The organism is Psychrobacter sp. 1Y11, from assembly GCF_052259045.1.
Lineage (GTDB): Bacteria > Pseudomonadota > Gammaproteobacteria > Pseudomonadales > Moraxellaceae > Psychrobacter.
In genome coordinates this window covers 61,272-77,642 of record NZ_JBQQER010000014.1, presented here as the reverse complement: position 1 = coordinate 77,642, position 16,371 = coordinate 61,272, and the positions used below count along the sequence as shown (strand labels likewise).

Annotated in this window: 13 protein-coding genes; 2 read left to right on the top strand and 11 right to left on the bottom strand. The window is 45.1% G+C overall.

Features of this window, described 5'->3' with window-relative positions; translation table 11 throughout:
• Nucleotides 1-311 precede the first annotated feature (311 nt).
• From fusA to ACTXGJ_RS11500, 4 genes are all read right to left on the bottom strand, one after another.
• Complete coding sequence (fusA, locus tag ACTXGJ_RS11515) at nucleotides 312-2,435, bottom strand: elongation factor G (protein ID WP_443566031.1); 2,124 nt, start codon at nucleotides 2,433-2,435, stop codon at nucleotides 312-314.
• 368 nt (nucleotides 2,436-2,803) lie between these two features.
• Nucleotides 2,804-3,277 carry a 30S ribosomal protein S7 gene (gene rpsG, locus ACTXGJ_RS11510; protein WP_443566030.1) on the bottom strand — a complete coding sequence of 158 codons (474 nt, stop codon included), beginning with the start codon at nucleotides 3,275-3,277 and terminating at the stop codon, nucleotides 2,804-2,806.
• Nucleotides 3,278-3,470: 193 nt separating this feature from the next.
• Nucleotides 3,471-3,845, bottom strand: coding sequence for a 30S ribosomal protein S12 (rpsL, locus tag ACTXGJ_RS11505; RefSeq protein ID WP_025646352.1), 375 nt, complete (start codon nucleotides 3,843-3,845; stop codon nucleotides 3,471-3,473).
• 350 nt (nucleotides 3,846-4,195) lie between these two features.
• The gene (locus tag ACTXGJ_RS11500) at nucleotides 4,196-5,350 is read right to left on the bottom strand and encodes an EcsC family protein (RefSeq protein WP_443566029.1); all 1,155 of its coding nucleotides are present in this window, start codon (nucleotides 5,348-5,350) and stop codon (nucleotides 4,196-4,198) included.
• A 495-nt stretch (nucleotides 5,351-5,845) separates the two neighbouring features.
• Between ACTXGJ_RS11500 and ACTXGJ_RS11495 the strand changes: the two genes are divergently transcribed.
• Entirely contained in the window at nucleotides 5,846-7,081 is a 1,236-nt protein-coding gene (locus tag ACTXGJ_RS11495; protein ID WP_439244270.1) for a beta-ketoacyl-ACP synthase II, read from the top strand.
• Nucleotides 7,082-7,084: 3 nt separating this feature from the next.
• Nucleotides 7,085-8,728, top strand: a complete 1,644-nt coding sequence (locus ACTXGJ_RS11490) for an anthranilate synthase component I family protein (RefSeq protein WP_443566028.1) — start codon at nucleotides 7,085-7,087, stop codon at nucleotides 8,726-8,728.
• Between the two features lie 37 nt (nucleotides 8,729-8,765).
• On the opposite strand, the gene hisC is transcribed toward ACTXGJ_RS11490, so the two are convergent.
• From hisC to ACTXGJ_RS11455, 7 genes are all read right to left on the bottom strand, one after another.
• On the bottom strand, nucleotides 8,766-9,878 hold the full coding sequence (gene hisC, locus ACTXGJ_RS11485; protein ID WP_439244268.1) for a histidinol-phosphate transaminase: 1,113 nt from the start codon (nucleotides 9,876-9,878) through the stop codon (nucleotides 8,766-8,768).
• A 195-nt stretch (nucleotides 9,879-10,073) separates the two neighbouring features.
• A complete protein-coding gene (hisD, locus tag ACTXGJ_RS11480) occupies nucleotides 10,074-11,369 on the bottom strand; it encodes a histidinol dehydrogenase (protein ID WP_439244267.1) in 1,296 nt (431 codons plus the stop codon).
• A gap of 239 nt (nucleotides 11,370-11,608) precedes the next feature.
• Entirely contained in the window at nucleotides 11,609-12,304 is a 696-nt protein-coding gene (gene hisG / locus ACTXGJ_RS11475) for an ATP phosphoribosyltransferase (protein ID WP_439244265.1), read from the bottom strand.
• Between the two features lie 131 nt (nucleotides 12,305-12,435).
• Entirely contained in the window at nucleotides 12,436-13,704 is a 1,269-nt protein-coding gene (gene murA, locus ACTXGJ_RS11470) for a UDP-N-acetylglucosamine 1-carboxyvinyltransferase (protein ID WP_439244264.1), read from the bottom strand.
• Nucleotides 13,705-13,818: 114 nt separating this feature from the next.
• On the bottom strand, nucleotides 13,819-14,070 hold the full coding sequence (locus tag ACTXGJ_RS11465; RefSeq protein WP_439244262.1) for a BolA family protein: 252 nt from the start codon (nucleotides 14,068-14,070) through the stop codon (nucleotides 13,819-13,821).
• Between the two features lie 221 nt (nucleotides 14,071-14,291).
• Nucleotides 14,292-15,275 carry an alpha/beta hydrolase gene (locus tag ACTXGJ_RS11460; RefSeq protein WP_439244260.1) on the bottom strand — a complete coding sequence of 328 codons (984 nt, stop codon included), beginning with the start codon at nucleotides 15,273-15,275 and terminating at the stop codon, nucleotides 14,292-14,294.
• A gap of 151 nt (nucleotides 15,276-15,426) precedes the next feature.
• On the bottom strand, nucleotides 15,427-16,284 hold the full coding sequence (locus ACTXGJ_RS11455; RefSeq protein WP_439244258.1) for a BON domain-containing protein: 858 nt from the start codon (nucleotides 16,282-16,284) through the stop codon (nucleotides 15,427-15,429).
• Nucleotides 16,285-16,371 lie beyond the last annotated feature (87 nt).

Below are 16,371 nucleotides of genomic sequence, written 5' to 3'. Positions count from 1 at the left end.
GTCCAATGGTGCCGACGTTGACGTGGGGCTTGTTGCGTTCAAACTTGGCCTTTGCCATGAGTGTATCCTTTTTATTGGGGTCAGCTTCTAGGTCTATCGTTATAAATGACTAATATAAAAATGACTAAGATAATGCCAACCACATTGAAATAAATGTTTAGAGGTGCACTTAGTGTGCAGATATTATAAGAAAATAATCACCAATAACAAGTCTTTTAACCAATTATTGGTGTATTTCTAATAACCGTATATTAATAGCAGTATAGAGGTCTTTCATGTAAAGGCGCTCTACACTGCCATAAGTCAGTTAATTACTCATCATCTTTAGAGTTGAACTTAGAGATGATTTCAGCAGCAACAGACTTAGGAATTTCAGCATACTTTTGGAATTCCATTGAATAAGTCGCACGGCCTTGTGACATTGAGCGCATTTGCGTGGCATAACCAAACATCTCAGCTAATGGCACTTCGGCACGAATCTGCTTAGTACCACCAGGCAGATCTTCCATGCCTTGAACCATACCACGGCGACGGTTTAAATCGCCCATGATGTCGCCCATGTAGTCTTCTGGCGTCTCAACTTCAACTTTCATTACAGGCTCTAGTAGCGCAGGGTTTGCCGCCATAAAGCCTTTTTTGAAGGCCATAGAACCTGCCATTTTGAATGATAATTCGTCAGAGTCAACGTCATGGTATGAACCGTCGTATAAAGTTGCTTTTACGCCAACGACTGGATAACCAGCGAGTACGCCGTTCTTCATGCGCTCTTGAATACCTTTGTCAACAGCACCGTGATACTCTTTTGGTACCACACCGCCAACAACTTCTTCAGCAAATTCATACTCAACGTCGCCCGCTGGATCAAGTGGCTCAAGACGTAACCAGACGTGACCGAATTTACCACGACCACCAGTCTGACGGACGAATTTGCCTTCTTGCTCAACGGTTTCACGAATCGTTTCGCGGTAAGCAACCTGCGGTGCACCAATATTAGCTTCAACATTGAACTCACGCTTCATGCGATCAACCAAGATCTCAAGATGCAGCTCACCCATACCACTGATGATCGTCTGACCAGACTCTTCGTCAGTATGTACACGGAACGAAGGATCTTCTTTTGCCAAGCGACCTAGAGCGATTGACATTTTTTCTTGGTCAGCTTTAGTCTTTGGCTCAACAGCAAGAGAGATAACTGGATCTGGGAACTCCATACGCTCAAGCGTGATGACATTGTTTTCATCACATAACGTATCACCAGTACCAACGTCTTTCATACCAACTAGAGCGGCGATGTCACCAGAGCGGATTTCTTGTAGCTCTTCTTGCGAGTTAGCATGCATCTCAACGATACGGCCAATACGCTCACGCTTCATCTTCACAGGGTTATAGACACTGCCACCTTGCTGCATAACACCTGAATAAACACGAACGAAGGTTAAGTTACCAACGAATTTGTCATTCATAATCTTAAATGCTAACGCGGCAAACGGCTGCTCATCTGAAGCTTCGCGGAAGCCTTCTGATTCTTCTTTATCATCAAGAATACCGCGAATCGCCGGTACATCATGTGGCGCTGGCATATAACGGATAACAGCGTCTAGCATCTTTTGTACGCCTTTGTTTTTGAAGGCAGTACCACAAAGCATTGGGATGATTTCGTTCGCAATAGTACGCTCACGAATTGCTTTATGAATCTCGTCCTCAGACAGCTCGCCGTCTTCTAGGTACTTATTCATTAGTTCTTCAGAAGCTTCAGCGGCAGTCTCAACCAGCATCTCGCGATATTCTTCTGCTTTAGCTTGTAGCTCAGCTGGAATCTCACGCTCTTCAAACTTCATGCCTTGAGACTCAACATCCCAATAGATCGCTTTCATAGTGATGAGATCGATAACGCCTTCGAAATCTTCTTCTTTACCGATTGGAATAACGACAGGTACTGGGTTACCGCCAAGACGAGTTTTGACCTGCTCTACGGCACGATAAAAATCAGCACCAACACGATCCATCTTATTGACGAACGCTAAACGCGGTACTTTATACTTATTCGCCTGACGCCATACCGTTTCAGACTGTGGCTGAACGCCGCCTACTGCACAATAAACCATGCAAGCGCCATCAAGAACACGCATAGAACGCTCAACTTCGATAGTGAAGTCAACGTGACCTGGGGTGTCAATGATGTTGATACGGTGTTCATCAAACTGATTATCCATACCCTTCCAGAAACAAGTGGTTGCAGCCGAGGTAATAGTAATACCGCGCTCCTGCTCTTGCTCCATCCAGTCCATCGTTGCGCCGCCATCATGGGTTTCGCCGATTTGATGGTTTTTACCAGTATAAAATAAAATACGCTCAGTAGTGGTGGTCTTACCAGCATCAATGTGCGCTGAGATACCAATATTGCGATAGCGCTTTAGGGGAGTTTTACGAGCCATAGTATTTTCCTAGGAAAAGTCGTGTATGTATTAATATAGGGTGTTGCTCTACCTCAGAAGTTCAATGAAAACAGTCTCTTGATAAAAGCAGGCGGCTTTCATGCAGTCCACTTTTATATCGTGCTCAAAGCGATGGAAATGCTATGTAGATAAAAGAGATCATATGACAAACAAAAAGGTATCAAATTTGGAATACTAAGATTTTGAGGATTAGCTCTCATCTAGTATCAAGAGATACCCGCCATCTGGACTATTATATTTTGACTGTTTCATTAAAAGCAGTTAAAAAATATCCATATAGTGATGGCGGTAATCGATAGAATAAACAAACACTTAACCATTATAAATGGTTCAAAAGCATAAGTGATTTAGAAGCGGTAATGGGAGAATGCTTTGTTAGCATCAGCCATGCGGTGAACTTCATCACGCTTTTTCATAGCATTGCCTTTACCTTCTGAAGCATCACTTAGCTCACCTGCAAGGCGCAGTGCCATAGATTTTTCAGAACGCTTGGCAGCGGCTTCGGCTAACCAACGCATAGCCAAGGCAGTACGACGGGAGGGGCGTACTTCCATTGGTACTTGGTAGGTTGCACCACCAACACGGCGAGCTTTTACTTCGACCATTGGGCGAACGTTTTCTAGCACTTCTTCGAAGAAAGATACTGGATCTTCGATGTTGCGCTTTTCGCTTACCGTCTCAAGAGCACCATATACGATACGCTCAGCAGTAGATTTTTTACCATCGCTCATCACGTGGTTGATGAATTTAGCGATAGTTTGGCTACCAAACTTAGGATCCGGTAGGATCTCACGGGTAGCTACGACGCGACGTCTTGGCATAATAAATTTCCTTATCTTCAGGAGAGTCTGACATTCATAATCTCAAGCTGCATCTATAAGAGCAGAGCCATCCATTATCAGTCAGCCTTACTGCATAGTGGTATGTTCAATAGCAAAATCACTGAGTGAGTTTTGTCTAGTAACACCAAGCCTATGCACAGTTAAATGGGTAATGCAAAAAGCTCAGCTTATATTAAGCTTTTGGCTTTTTGGCACCGTACTTAGAACGACCTTGCTTACGGTCTTTTACGCCTGCGCAGTCAAGTGCACCGCGAACGGTGTGATAACGTACACCTGGTAGATCTTTTACACGACCACCACGGATAAGAACAACACTATGCTCTTGTAAGTTATGACCTTCGCCGCCGATGTAGCTTGATACTTCATAACCTGAAGTTAAGCGAACACGGCATACTTTACGCATAGCTGAGTTAGGTTTTTTCGGTGTAGTCGTATAAACACGAGTACATACACCGCGGCGCTGTGGGCACGCTTGCAACGCAGGAACTTTTGACTTTTCCTTGATGGTTTTGCGACCCTTACGAATCAATTGGTTAGTTGTTGCCATAAGGCATCCTTCTCCCGTTTGGTATAAAACAAAAAAATGGGCTAATCTGCCTTGCAATCCACTTAATAGTGAATATTGGCAGTACCCATTTTTAGGACAGTATATTATAAAGATATGTTGCTGCTATTTCAACTACTTATCAGCGATTTCCCTTTACAACTATTCTTCAATGTGCAATAAGTCTTTAACCTGTAATAAGCTAAATTAACTTGTCCATACTAAATGGCGATACTGAGCTCTTTTTCAAGAGCAGTAGAGATATTATCAACCCTACTATACTTTTAGCACTCTGTGCTTATCAGTACCGCCTATTTTAGCTTAGCAATTATTTCAGTAACTATATTGCTCGACTACTTTTTCGCTTGAGCTTGTTGCTTATCTTGTTTGGCATTATCATCCTTATTACTATCAACGCCTTCTTTGTCACCTTCACTGTCTTTATCGCTAGTTTGTTTTTTATCTTCTGACGTCTTAGCAGATTTGTTTTTACTTTGCTTATCTTGGTCAGTACTATCTTCTTTATCGCTCTCAGAGGTTTCAACTTTAGCTTCACTGCCACTGTCATCAGTGATGGCTTTATTGGCAAGCTTAGGCTCAGGCCCAAAAGTCGCTTGTGCTACGCCAATGACTTCGTCAATTAAGCTACTGTTATAACGCATACCAACGATGACAGCAGTCGCTGGTAAGAAGCGGCGCAACCAAGATAAGTTAATTTGATCCAAATCGATACCAACTTGTCCGGCAATATTATCGACTTGTTCGGCGTAGTAGTTGACGTTTTGATTTTTTAGACCTAAGTTTTTGAGCTCGCTATGCAGACCACGCTGTTGCGCATTATCGAGTAACCCTTTACCTACCCCGATACCTGCAAGCAAGGCTTGTTTTTCTTGCATCTTACTCAGATCAGCGCTTGAGAGTAGCTCATAAGCCATCTTCACGCCTTGCTTGCCAGTCAAGGGTTTATCATAGACAGCGGCTAGCTGATAAACGGTACGTAGTGATACTAATAGTAACCACAAAGTATCGGCTAGTAAGCCTGGCAAACCAGCAAGGCCGGTGATACCGCCTAATGTCGCTAGAGCGCGGTTTTGGTTAGCAATATCAGTTGCTAGCGCATAGCGCTGCTCATCATCTAAGTTTGATATATCGGCAAAACGATGCTCATTTGGCAGGTCTAAGCGGCTCCAACTAGAAGCAAGGTTAGCAACTTGCGCAAACGCACTATCGATAGTCGATTGAAAAAGGCTATTGGGAACTATCTTTTTGGCATACTTGCCATAAGTGGCAAAGCGCGTGCCGATCAGTTGCTGAGTGGCCTTTAACGTCTGCTCGCGAAACAAGTCTTGCTGATAATCTTCATCACCTAGATTGACCGCTTTATATTGACGCGGTTTGCCTGCCTTGGCGTTAGCGCTATCAATAAAAGCGCCCATACGCTCAAGATTATCACGAGTAAAGTGACCGATAGTGCTGATACCTTTAGAGAGGGTGTTACGCTTTGCCATAGTTATATCCTTAAATTGACAGGGTTAGCAGAATGTTATTGTTAGCGCCTATTGCTTTATATTTTAGGTGTTCTGCATTTTAAGCTGTTTGTATCTTAACCTTTAAAAAAACTTCTATTTAAAGGGTTGCGAGTTTTACTAAGTTTGCATTTGTTAGAGTAGCTAATTCTCATAACGTCTGTCAGTGTGAACAATGTTATTGAGAACATAAAGTTTGTATCTTCTACTGGCTTCTAATTTCCTTATAAAGATAAATACTGCTCGCAATGGCTTTATGCACTTTAAAGTCTAACGATTCGCTATAAATCAATCATACTTGCCAGTCAGTAAAATATATTGCATAGCTTGTGCATCATTATAGTCGGAACTAAGGTATCATTGTATGACTTTATCTGAGGTTCAGATTGGGCTAGATTGCGAATAATCTAGCTAACGAACAGCCGTTCATAACCTATCTGAAAATCGTAAAAACATCATTATTACAAGGAATAGAATATGCGCCGAGTGGTTATTACAGGAGCTGGGATCGTCTCTTGCATCGGTCATGATTTGGCTAGTGTGACCCAGTCTCTTAGAGAAGGACAATCTGGTATCACCTTTAATGAGTCCTATGCCGAGCATGGATTTAAGTCGCAAGTGAGCGGCAGTATCGATAAAACAGCATTGGATACCTCCAAAATCGATCGTAAGCTCAAACGCTTTTTTAGCGATGCTAGCCTTTATGCTTATGTCAGCGCTTTAGACGCTATTGAGCAATCAGGCTTGGCTCTTGAGACTATTAATAATAATCCACGCGTGGCATTAGTTGCCAGCTCAGGCGGCGCTTCGACTGAGAGTATAGTCAATGCGGTAGATGCGATGCGCGAAAAAGGTCTACGCGGTGTTGGGGCAATGGCAGTGCCCAAAACCATGGGCAGCTCAGTATCAGCGGCACTAGCGACTGGCCTCAAGATTCAAGGCGTCTCCTACTCTTTGACGTCCGCTTGCGCTACCTCAACGCATTGTATCGGTCATGCCGCTGAGCTCATCCAATTGGGTAAAGCGGATGTAGTACTCGCTGGCGGTAGCGAAGCGGAGCACTGGACACAGTCTTGTATGTTTGATGCGATGGGCGCGGTCAGTACGCAGTATAACGACACGCCAAAGCTGGCCTCGAGAGCTTATGATAAAGACCGCGACGGCTTTGTGATAGCCGCTGGCGGCGCGATGCTAGTAGTCGAAAGCCTTGAACATGCCCAGGCGCGCGGCGCTACTATTTTAGCCGAGATCGTCGGTTATGGTGCCAGCTCCGATGGTGCTCAGATGGTCGCACCAAGTGGTGAGGGCGCAGTACGCTGCATGCAACAGGCGCTAAACGATGCAGGCCTAGAGAGCGTCGATTATATCAACACTCATGGCACGAGTACGCCTCTAGGTGATATCACTGAACTGCAAGCCATCGCCAAAGTATTCGATGACGATATCAGTAAAGTCCCGCCGATAAGCTCCACTAAGTCCATGACCGGTCATAGCTTAGGCGCGGTCGGCGCGCAAGAGCTGATCTACTGCTTGCTTATGCTACAAGAAGGCTTTATTGCACCAAGCATCAATGTCGACACTCTAGATGAAGACGCCACTGGTTTCGATATTGTCACGCAAAAGCGCGAAACCGAACTCAAGACATTGATGAGTAATAGCTTCGGTTTTGGTGGTACCAATGCGACCTTGATTATCAAAGAATTTACCGCTTAATTTATGAGTACTCAACACCCTACTACTAATGAGACGCCAGCTATGCCAAATCGTAGCTGGCGTTTTGGCGACTTATCTGCCGCGGAGTTATTGCCTGTACTGCAGCAGCAGCTGCTCGCTAGAAACAGCGCGGCAAACTGGCAACTGGTTTGGCTCGATAACGACGGTCAGCCGGTTATCGGTCTGCTGCCTAAAGTCAGCTGGCAGCTTTACTCTATACCAGATTCGCCAGAGTCTTATAAGCTGATTCAAACGTTTCGCAACGATTCTAGGGCGACAACTGCAGAAAATATCACTTATGAGGCTTGGCAGCAGCAGCTTATTACTTATTGCCAAGGTTACCAAAAGCTAGAAAAAGCAGCGCAAACTACGCTCAGCTCGCCTCACTATCATCATGGCCTTATTGGTTTTATCGGCTATGACATCGCCGCGCAGTATTTAAGCCCAGCGGTCACTAGGACCAGCGCTGAGTCGCCGCTTGCAGCGCTCGGTCATTATGATATCTATCTAAGCGCAAATGAGAATACTGAAGCTGAGGGAATAATCTGGTCACTGAGCTGCAAATCGACTGATAACTCAGGCAACGCGATAGAGGATAATGACTTAGATCAGCTTGTCTCCTATCTCGACGCTTTAGAATATAATTTGGTTCAAGATCGTAAAGATGACACCTTATCTGACCCTAAAGCGGTAAGTCAGCTTACTCCGCTTCTCGCACCCTTAAAGCTGCAACCCCAGTGGCAAAAAAGTGACTATCAACAAGCTTTTGCTCAAACTCAGCGCTACCTACAGCAAGGTGACTGCTACCAAATCAACCTTACCCAGGCTTGGCAGGGTAAATTAACGGCTTTAACTAATCCTAAAGATAAGACGTCAGTCACCCTAAATTTGATAGACTATCTACCCAGCTTACAGCGTAATACGCAAGCGCCTTTCGCCGGTTATATGAGCATAAACGCTGCAAATAGCTCTGCGCTAAAAAATGCAGATTTTGAATTATTAAGCTGCTCGCCAGAGTTGTTTTTTACTTTTAGCAAAGACTCTAATAGCGACAAGCACACCATCACGACTAAACCTATAAAGGGTACGATGCCGCGTGGTGTTACTATGGAGGAAGATGCAACCTTTGAGCAGCAGCTAATCAACAGCGATAAAGATCGCTCTGAAAATGTGATGATTGTCGATTTATTACGCAATGATTTGGGAAAATACGCTAAGACAGGGTCGGTAAAAGTACCGCAGTTATTTACTATTGAGAGCTTTAGTAATGTCCATCACCTGGTCAGTACTATCACTGCTGAGTTAAAGGCAAACACTCATCCCTTGGCTGTATTATTTGGTAGCTTGCCAGCAGGTTCTATTACTGGCACACCCAAAAAACGCGCGGTCGAGGTTATCTCAGAGCTTGAGATAGCGCCGCGTGGCGCTTATTGTGGTACCTTGGGCTATATGAATTTTGATGGTAGTGGTCAATGGAACGTGCTAATTCGTACCTTGCAAGCTACCAGTTCGAAAGATGGTCATAAACAAGTCAGTCTGTGGGCAGGCGGCGGAATTACTGTCGCCTCAGAGGTTGATGCCGAGTATCAAGAATGCTTAGATAAAGTAGGCAATCTGCTTACAATATTGGCGCAAGCAGATTGCTAATAAAGACTTATCTTAATAACCAAAAAAAGTGCCTTAATTAAGCTGTTAGCTCTTTTAGCGCAGTAATGAGACGCTGATGCTGCTCAGCGGTTCCTACCGTAATACGCAGATATTCCTGAATACGCGGCTGATCAAAGTGTCTAACGATGATGCCTCGCTCACGTAATGCGCCTGCTATACCACTAGCATCACCGTCATGAGGACGCGCAAAAACAAAATTAGCTTGCGATGGCAACACCTCAAAACCTAAAGCTGCCAATTCGGTAGTCAAAGAATGACGCAAATCAATCACTTGCTGACAAGTCTGCTCAAAATATTCAGTATCCAAAACACTAGCGGTCGCGCCGGCTTGCGCAAGCTTATCTAACGGATAGCTGTTGAAGCTGTTTTTCATGCGCGTCAACGCTTCAATCAACGAGGCATTACCAAACGCCATCCCTACTCTGAGACCTGCAAGCGAGCGCGATTTAGAAAAGGTTTGGGTGACTAATAAATTATCTAGCTCGTCAATCAAACTCACCGCTGAAACGGGCGCTGCAGAATCGGCCGCACCAACTTGCGCAAAATCAATATAAGCTTCATCTATGACAATAGTGGCATTGGGATGTTCGCTGGCTAGCTTACGGATATCTGTGAGCGAGAGTAATAGACCCGTTGGCGCATTGGGGTTGGCAATGATGATACCACTACAAGGCTGACGATAAGCATCTGGGTCGATACTGAAATCAGCTTCTAGAGCGATCTTTACCAGCTCAACCCCAAAAGTCTGGGCATATACCGGATAAAAGCTGTAGCTGATATCGGGCGCTAGTAATGGACGCTCTTTCATAAAGAAGCTGGCAAATATTAAGGCGAGTACTTCATCTGAACCATTGCCTACGAAAACTTGATTGATATCGAGGTCATACGCTCTAGCTAAGGCGGCACGTAAGTCGTCAGATTCAGGCGCAGGATATAAGCGTAGCTCCTCAGCTTGCTGTGTAAGCACAGCACTGATCGCTTCAGTGACTCTTGGTGAGGGCGGAAATGGGTTTTCGTTGGTATTAAGCTTACATAAGTTATCGTGTTGCGGCTGCTCACCAGGGATGTAAGGTGATAAATTACGCGCTTTAGTGGACCACAGCCTAGTATCTACTTTTATTTCACTCATAAATTATCCTACTATTATTCTACTCTGACAGCCATATTAATAGTACCGTAATACGCTGTTAGAAATCCCCAATTAAGAAACAAGTTAAAAATGATCAGCCCCGCATCATGATGACTGTTTATGAGTCATCGAGGGTTTATTATATCTATTAGTACGTCTATATTTTTATGCTGTCATTCAGTTATTTATAAAGTCTTACTGGTAACGATAACGAGCAGAACGCGCGTGCGCCTCTAAATCTTCACGCTGCGCTAAGATATCAGCGGTCTGGGCTAAAGGCTTACTGCCCCCTTCACTACAATAGATGATAGAAGATTTTTTTTGAAAATCATAAACCCCTAACGGCGATGAGAATCTGGCCGTGCCTGAGGTAGGTAGGACATGGTTAGGTCCAGCGCAGTAATCGCCGATAGCCTCTGGAGTATGACGACCCATAAATATCGCCCCAGCATGACGAACGTCATCAAGCAGGCTCTCTGGATCATCAACAGACAGCTCTAAATGCTCAGGCGCAATACGATTAATCAGTGCCATACCGTCCTTTCTATCTTTAACCAGTATCAAAGCGCCACGGTTTTGCAGAGAGTCGCGCGCGATATCCGCTTTAGGTAGCTCGCTCAAAGCCTTGTCAATCTCCGCAGCGACCTCGGCTAATTGCTCACTACTTGTAGTGACAAAAATAGCTTGTGCGATACGGTCATGCTCGGCTTGTGATAACAAGTCCATCGCTAGCCAGTCTGCTCGATCATCGGCTTCGCCTTCAGCATAAACCAATACTTCAGAGGGCCCGGCGATCATATCGATGCCCACTTGACCAAAAACGGCACGCTTAGCGGCAGCGACGTATTTGTTACCTGGGCCTGTGATCTTATCTACTTGCGGAATCGTTTCGGTGCCATAGGCTAAAGCAGCTACCGCCTGCGCTCCTCCTACGGTAAAGACTCGGTCAACTTCTGCCAAATGCGCGGCAGCCAATACCAAGGGGTTGAGCACGCCATTAGGCGCAGGTACCACCATGATGACTTCACTCACGCCAGCGACTTTTGCGGGGATAGCGTTCATCAGTACTGAGGAAGGATAAGAGGCTAAGCCGCCGGGCACATAGATGCCGACGCGATCAAGCGGCGTGACTTTTTGACCCAAACGATTACCCAACTCATCTTCATAGTGCCAGCTTTCTTGTACTTGACGCTCATGAAAATCCTTGACTCGCGTGGCAGCGGTGTTCAGCGCTTCTTTTACCTCAGTATCAAGCGTGGTAAAAGCTTTCACTAAAGATTCTTGTGAGATCTCTAGCTCGGCCATTGTTGTGGCAGGATGCTGATCAAATTTTTGTGTTAACGCCAACACCTCGATATCACCATGAGCACGCACCTGCGCGATAATATCATCAACAGTCTTTAATAAACCCCCATCGTTAACGGTCTCAAAAGCAAGCAAAGTAGATAGTTGCTGCTCAAAGTCACTATCTTGAGTAGTCAATTGGCGCATAACTGGATCCTATGGTTGAGCTGATAATGAGTCGATCAGCAAAATGATAAGCGATTTCAAAGCAAACCTTAACCACGTAAATGATTACTTATGGTCATATTTTTGCTTGTATAAAGAGCAAGCATAATAAAACCAGTGTAGCACGCCCTATATAAAATACGGTACTAAACTGATTGCTACACTCAGATAATGAGGTTTTATATTATTAATGGATAAAACTTTGCGCTAAGAAGCAGCTGTTATACTGACGCTGTTATACTCTCTTTAAAACTATCTAAAATAGGTTCAAGTAAAGCAAACTTGCGCTTATAACTGACTTGATTGACAATTAGCCGCGAGGAGACATCACAGATATGATCGCGCGGCTCAAGACCATTCGCAATCAAGGTATTACCAGTGTCGACGACATCGACGATCAAATCGCCCAAGCCCACTAAAGGCGCAAGCTCCATCGAGCCATAAAGCTTGATGACATCGACTTGCTGACCTTGACTGGCAAAATAAGCGCGGGCAACATTGACGTACTTAGTAGCGATGCGCAAACGGCGATTAGGCAACGTAGCACCCTTAACGCCAGCCGTCATCAGCTTACATTGTGCGATTTGTAGATCTAAAAGTTCATAAACATGATTGGCACCATGCTCAAGTAAGACGTCTTTTCCTGCCACCCCAAAATCAGCGGCGCCATGCTCTACATAAGTAGGCACATCGCTTGCTCGCAAAATCAGTACGCGCACATTTGGGTTGGTGGTTGGGAAGATAAGCTTGCGCGATGCACTAGGGTCTTCTAACAAATCCACCCCAGCTGCTTGCAGCAGCGGCATAGTTTCATCAAGAATACGGCCTTTAGAAAGCGCTAAGGTTAGACCATTAAACTCATTGTCCACTTCGTTCAATAAAGCGTTGTCCTGCTGTTTTTCATTATTTCCAGTCATAGTTTTTTCTAAAGTTTGGATAAAATTTAAATAATAAGTGTCGATTGCAAATATTAAGCGTCGATTTAAGGGGGTTTGTTCTATAGCAGTCTTGCGACCCTTTATCAAAAACAGCGCTCGTATTATCAGTATCAGTCGTTGCTGTTAATACGCTCAATGTTCACGCCTAAAGCGCGTAGTTTATTTTCAACGTCTTCATAACCGCGATCGATATGATAAATACGGTCAATAAGGCTTTCACCTTCAGCCGCCGCTGCCGCCATTACTAGCGACATAGAGGCTCGCAGATCAGTTGCCATCACTGGTGCCGCTGTGAAGTTCTCAACACCCTTCACGACAGCCGTATGGCCATCGACTTGGATAGAGGCGCCCAAGCGATTGAGCTCTGGCACATGCATATAGCGATTTTCAAAGATATTTTCAATAAAGGTACTCGTGCCATCAGCCAGGCAAGAGATAGCCATTAGCTGAGCTTGCATATCAGTAGGAAAGCCTGGATGAGGCTGAGTACGAATATCGACAGGCTGCGGACGAATACTCATCTGCGCGCGAATCCAATCCTCACCTGTGGTAATCAACGCGCCCATCGACTCAAACTTCTCTAGTACAGGAATCAACAATGCAGCCGACGTTTTCTTGGTCAATACATCACCGCGCGTCATCAAAGCACCGGCCAGATAAGAGCCTGTCTCGATACGATCAGGTACCACCGAATACTCACAGCCTTGTAAGCGTTCAACACCTTCAATAGTCATCGTCGCGGTGCCAATGCCGCTAATTTTCGCGCCCATTGCCACGAGCATATTGGCTAGATCGACGACTTCTGGCTCAAGCGCACAGTTACCAAGAACCGTCGTTCCTTTCGCTAAAGCGGCAGCCATGATGACGTTTTCAGTACCGCCAACCGTCACCATATCAAAAGAAAACTTACAGCCGATCAGCTTACCCCCTTTTGGTGCTTGAGCTTTGACATAGCCATTTTCTACGCTGATCTCAGCTCCCATCGCTTCAAAAGCTTTAAGATGCTGATCAACAGGACGCGAGCCAATCGCGCAACCCCCTGGCAAAGACACTTCCGCTTCCCCAAAACGGGCTAGCAGTGGCCCTAAGACCAAGATAGAGGCGCGCATGGTTTTAACTAAGTCATACGGCGCGTAGAAATTATCTATATTTTTAGTATCACAAGTCACTGTATCGCCATCTTTATGGATATCGATTCCCATACCACCGATGAGCTGAATTAAAGTGCGCACATCTTGGAGTGAAGGCACGTTATGCAAAGTCGTTGGGGTTTCGGCTAATATCATCGCCGCCAATAACGGTAAAGCAGCGTTTTTAGCACCGGAGATGGTGACCTCACCTGCAATACGACTGCTTCCGGTAATTAAGAATTGATCCATAAAATGACAACCTAAGGGTAGTTATGATGATAAGTAAAATAGACCGAAACGAGTCTAGTAACACTAGCTAGTAAGCTGATATGTGTTAGTAAGCTTAGCTTTGGGCGTAGCATTTTAGCCCTTTGACTGCACTTCCCATTCAGCAGGCGTCAAGGCTTGAATATTGAGCGCATGTATATCACCGCTTGCTATCTTGTCATTGACTAACGCATAAATAGCTTGTTGGCGCTGTACGCTGCGCTTGCCCTCAAAGCTGGCATCCACCACGCGTACATCAAACTTATTACCTTGATTGGCTGCTTGAATAAAAGCGTCTGGATAATGCTGCTGTAAAAATGCGATTAAATCATCAGCGTTCATGCTCATAAAGTATCCTTTATTCTTTAAAGATGTTTTATTTCAGTATTTTTATTACGCGTGCGACATTATAACAAGAGTTTGACTCTCTGACAGTATTGTCTAGCACAGTATTGTCAAGCATCAGCTACTTATACTGCTAGCTATCAGCTGTGTTATAAAACAGCAGATGAGAGCTAGTGATAATGCAATAAAAACATTAACTGTTTTATCAATAGGCTCAGACTTTTTTAGTTAAGCTTTTTATTGAGATAGCTCAAGACTTGCGCGCGCACATCATTGACCCAGCGCAGTGGTGGTGCCATGGCGCCAATGCTAGTGGCATGACTGGCGCCTTTTATCTCACCATTCTCAACCGTTGCGCCGTAATCTTTGAGAGCCTGAGTCATTTTCACGGTATTGGTGTCATAAACCGTTTTATCATTCTCGGCGGTCAGTAATAGATAAGGCGGCTGTGGACCTTTAATTTGTCGATCAGGCATCACTTCGTCAGGCGTCGCATCATTGGCAAAGGCGCTGGAACCGCCATATTTTCGAAAGTCATAGCTATAAGGCCCAGCGATACCGATAACGGCGGTGATATCGTCTGGGCTAACGCCATAAGGCGCTAAAAAATCCTCGTTAGACATAGCCGCGACCACATTGAATGCGCCAGCTGAGTGTCCGATCACCGCTAAGCGCTGTGGATCCGCATGTAGGCTTTCAGCATTTTTATAACTCCAGGCGATAGCCTGCGCGGTGTCTTCCACAAAATCAGGATAAACGTGTTCAGGCGCTTTACGATAATTAATGACCGCCGTAACATAACCGGCCTGCGCTAAGCTTTGACCGACGAAAGCGTATTCGTCTTTATTGCCACTCTCCCACGAGCCCCCATGGACGAACACCACCATAGGGTAACTACTGGTAATCGCCTTTTCAGTCTTCATCGCTTGCGCTAATGGCTTGGGATAGTAGACATCTAAGTCTTGCGCTGACTCATCACCATATAAGATATCTTTACTGACCGTAACGCCGCCACTCGCAGTCAGACCGTTGACTATAGCCAATGCGGATAATGCTTGCGCCTGCTGAGTGGCCACTAGCATACCGCCAAACGCAAACGCGGCCGTCACCCCTATCTTTACAAGCTTAGATTTCTTTACGAGCTTCAATTGACGTGACGGCTCAGAGTTAATACTTGCTGATTGGGGCGCATTGGCTGGCTGCTTCATGGTCTACTCTCCTATTATTCTGGTTTTATCTGTTAAAAGTAAGATGCGAGCTTCTACAACAGTAAATAGCTTAATGGTTAAAGATGATGAAGTCAGATAAACCCTGTGATAATGGTTAGCATTCTTGTGAATGCTCAGCCTATTCTAACCTCTACTCATCTTGGTACAAGTCAACATAAGGACTAGAGGATCTAGGGGCTATCGGCGTCTCTGCAGGAGCGTTAATAGGCTGCGTATTGTCAGCGACGGGAGCGACAACCGCGCTGTTAGTAGAGGCTGGTGTTGGGGTTCTAATAACTGCAGTGGCGTTTGGTACCGTGACATCTACATTAGTAGCCAAAGTAGGATCAGTCATGATGTCTTCATCGCTGATAGTCGCGCCTATATCATTGACTAAGGTCGTAAATAACACTAGCTCGGTGATGCCCGCCGTATCATTGGCGATATCGATTAAATTACTCTGCTGCGTTGGGGTCATGCGGCCCATGATATAAACCACACCGTTATTGGTTACCGCTTTGAGCTGGGATGACTTTACCCCATCGCTCGTCGCGACTTTTGCCAGTAGCTTTGAGGTGATATAACCATCTTGTACCGTTGAGCTATAACCGCGAGCGACACTAACGCTAAGCTCGTTATAGACTTGCCGCACATCAGGCATTGACTTAATGACTTGCTCTATTTGCGATTTGAGCGCCTCAGTAGGAACTTCCCCGCTCAGCAATACTTCACTATTGAAGCTGTCTATGCTCATCCGGCTGTTTTGCTGCAGATTCTCTTGTAATCCGTAGACGTTGATTTTGGCCGTGTGCTCTATACTACGATCGAGCAAACGCTGCGGAATAGTACGCTCGGTGACCGGTACGCCATAAGTACCGTTGGTGCTATTGGTTAGATAGTTAGTCGTGCAACCGGTGATAGCGAGACTTGCCGCCACTAGGCTAGTCATCATCATTTTGACACACGTTTGACGACTTAAGGTGTTTGAGATAGCAGCGAGCGGAGACATCCTTATCATTATTTACCTCTTGGAGCATGATTGTTAGAGCGTGATTGATACGATTTTATGACCTTTATAGATCTCTAAGGAGTTTAG

What these genes read in the sequence shown, in the direction of transcription:
- hisD (WP_439244267.1), bottom strand. Translation starts at nt 11,369, where the DNA reads ATGCGCCAATTGACTACTCAAGATAGTGACTTTGAGCAGCAACTATCT.
- ACTXGJ_RS11455 (WP_439244258.1), bottom strand. Translation starts at nt 16,284, where the DNA reads ATGTCTCCGCTCGCTGCTATCTCAAACACCTTAAGTCGTCAAACGTGT.
- rpsL (WP_025646352.1), bottom strand. Translation starts at nt 3,845, where the DNA reads ATGGCAACAACTAACCAATTGATTCGTAAGGGTCGCAAAACCATCAAG.
- hisC (WP_439244268.1), bottom strand. Translation starts at nt 9,878, where the DNA reads ATGAGTGAAATAAAAGTAGATACTAGGCTGTGGTCCACTAAAGCGCGT.
- ACTXGJ_RS11500 (WP_443566029.1), bottom strand. Translation starts at nt 5,350, where the DNA reads ATGGCAAAGCGTAACACCCTCTCTAAAGGTATCAGCACTATCGGTCAC.
- ACTXGJ_RS11465 (WP_439244262.1), bottom strand. Translation starts at nt 14,070, where the DNA reads ATGAGCATGAACGCTGATGATTTAATCGCATTTTTACAGCAGCATTAT.
- ACTXGJ_RS11490 (WP_443566028.1), top strand. Translation starts at nt 7,085, where the DNA reads ATGAGTACTCAACACCCTACTACTAATGAGACGCCAGCTATGCCAAAT.
- murA (WP_439244264.1), bottom strand. Translation starts at nt 13,704, where the DNA reads ATGGATCAATTCTTAATTACCGGAAGCAGTCGTATTGCAGGTGAGGTC.
- fusA (WP_443566031.1), bottom strand. Translation starts at nt 2,435, where the DNA reads ATGGCTCGTAAAACTCCCCTAAAGCGCTATCGCAATATTGGTATCTCA.
- ACTXGJ_RS11495 (WP_439244270.1), top strand. Translation starts at nt 5,846, where the DNA reads ATGCGCCGAGTGGTTATTACAGGAGCTGGGATCGTCTCTTGCATCGGT.
- ACTXGJ_RS11460 (WP_439244260.1), bottom strand. Translation starts at nt 15,275, where the DNA reads ATGAAGCAGCCAGCCAATGCGCCCCAATCAGCAAGTATTAACTCTGAG.
- rpsG (WP_443566030.1), bottom strand. Translation starts at nt 3,277, where the DNA reads ATGCCAAGACGTCGCGTCGTAGCTACCCGTGAGATCCTACCGGATCCT.
- hisG (WP_439244265.1), bottom strand. Translation starts at nt 12,304, where the DNA reads ATGACTGGAAATAATGAAAAACAGCAGGACAACGCTTTATTGAACGAA.